At 57.0% G+C, this 1,489-nt stretch carries 2 protein-coding genes; both read right to left on the bottom strand.

What is annotated here, in order from left to right; all coding sequences use genetic code 11:
- The coding region (locus QVE23_RS06575; protein ID WP_287967779.1) for an amino acid ABC transporter permease at window positions 1-769 on the bottom strand (769 nt) is incomplete at its 3' end.
- A gap of 94 nt (window positions 770-863) precedes the next feature.
- Window positions 864-1,489: transporter substrate-binding domain-containing protein (locus tag QVE23_RS11010; protein ID WP_502919073.1), on the bottom strand; the 626-nt coding region annotated here is incomplete at its 5' end.

Raw genomic sequence — 1,489 nt, forward strand, 5'->3', positions numbered from 1 at the left:
GGTCGCCACGGCTCATTCTCCTTTCGAAGTAAGCGATGATCTTGCTGGTGGGGAACGTCAGGCAGAAGTAGACACAGGCGGCCACCACAAGCGGTTCCGCAATGCGGTAGGTCGCACCTTTGATGGAGGAAACCGCGTACATGATCTCCTGAACGCCGATGGTATAGCAGATAGAAGACTCCTTGATAATGGTGACGAACTCGTTGGCGATGGCAGGCAGGATATTCTTGATAGCCTGCGGCAGAATCACGAATCGCATGTTCTGCACCTGGCTGAGTCCCAGGGACCGTGCCGCCTCCGTCTGACCGCCGTCGATGGACTGGATACCGGAGCGGATGATCTCGGAAAGATAGGCCCCGGAGTTCAGGGACAGGGCAATCACGCCCGGGAGGAACCGTTCAAAGCGAATGGTTCCAAAGATCTTGAAAGAGGGCAGATCAATATCTCCGAACACCACATAATAGATCATGAAAAGCTGAACTAGCATAGGGGTGGCACGGAAGACTTCCACGTAAACCGTGGCGATGAAGCTGAGGGGGTTAAATCTGCTGAGGACCATCAGCACGCCCTGTTCCCGGAGATGGCCGTCCTTGGTCAGACCCAGAAAGCGAAACGGCCGCACATTGGACAGCCGCATGATGGCCAGGAGCAGTGCCAGGACAAAACCGAAAATCACGGTCAGCAGGGAGAGGGAGACGGTACAAATCAGGCCCTCTTTGAAAAGGTCTATGTACTCCCAAGTTCTTTCGAAACCGGCGGCTGTAAACACGGGCGGTTCCTCCTTCTATCTTTACCAAAATATATGAGAAAGCGGCCAATTCCTCCCTGCGCAGCCGCAGGGAGGAATTGAAAGTTTTACAAGCTTACTGAACGGCCTCGCCGTTTTCGTCCACCAGGCCCTCGATGATGTCGCCAGAAGCCAGCTCGTTGGCCGTAAGCACATACTGATCGAAGGAGCCATCCTCCTTGGCGGCGGCGATGGCACGGTTCACACCCTCCAGCAGGGCGGCGTTGCCCTTGGTGACGCCCACCACAGAGCCTTCGGCGTCATAGGGGACCTCCAGCACCAGACACAGCTCGGGATACTGGGTGGCATAGCTCTCGGCCACCATGGTCTCGATAAAGGCGCCGTCCAGCTTGCCGGTCACCAGCTCGGCGATGATATCGGGCACCTTAGCGAGCTCGATGATATCAGCGTCCGGGGTGTTCTCATGCGCCAGATCCGCCTGGATGGAGCCCACCTGAGCGCCGATCTGATAGTCGGCATTGTTGGCATCCTCCAAAGAGGTGAACAGGTCTTTGTTGGACTCCACGCACACGAAGGACTGGCCGCCGGTGATGTAAATGTCAGAGAAGTCCATGCTGTCGGCACGCTTGGGATCGGGGGAGTACCCGGCCATGCCCAAGTCCACGTTGCCGTTCTGCAGCTCCATGATGGTGCCGTCAAAGTCCATGGGAACGATCTCCAGGGACAGCCCCAGGTAGTCGG

The sequence above is a fragment of the Oscillibacter sp. KLE 1728 genome (genome assembly GCF_934833455.1).
GTDB classification, from domain to species: Bacteria; Bacillota; Clostridia; order Oscillospirales; family Oscillospiraceae; genus Oscillibacter; species Oscillibacter welbionis.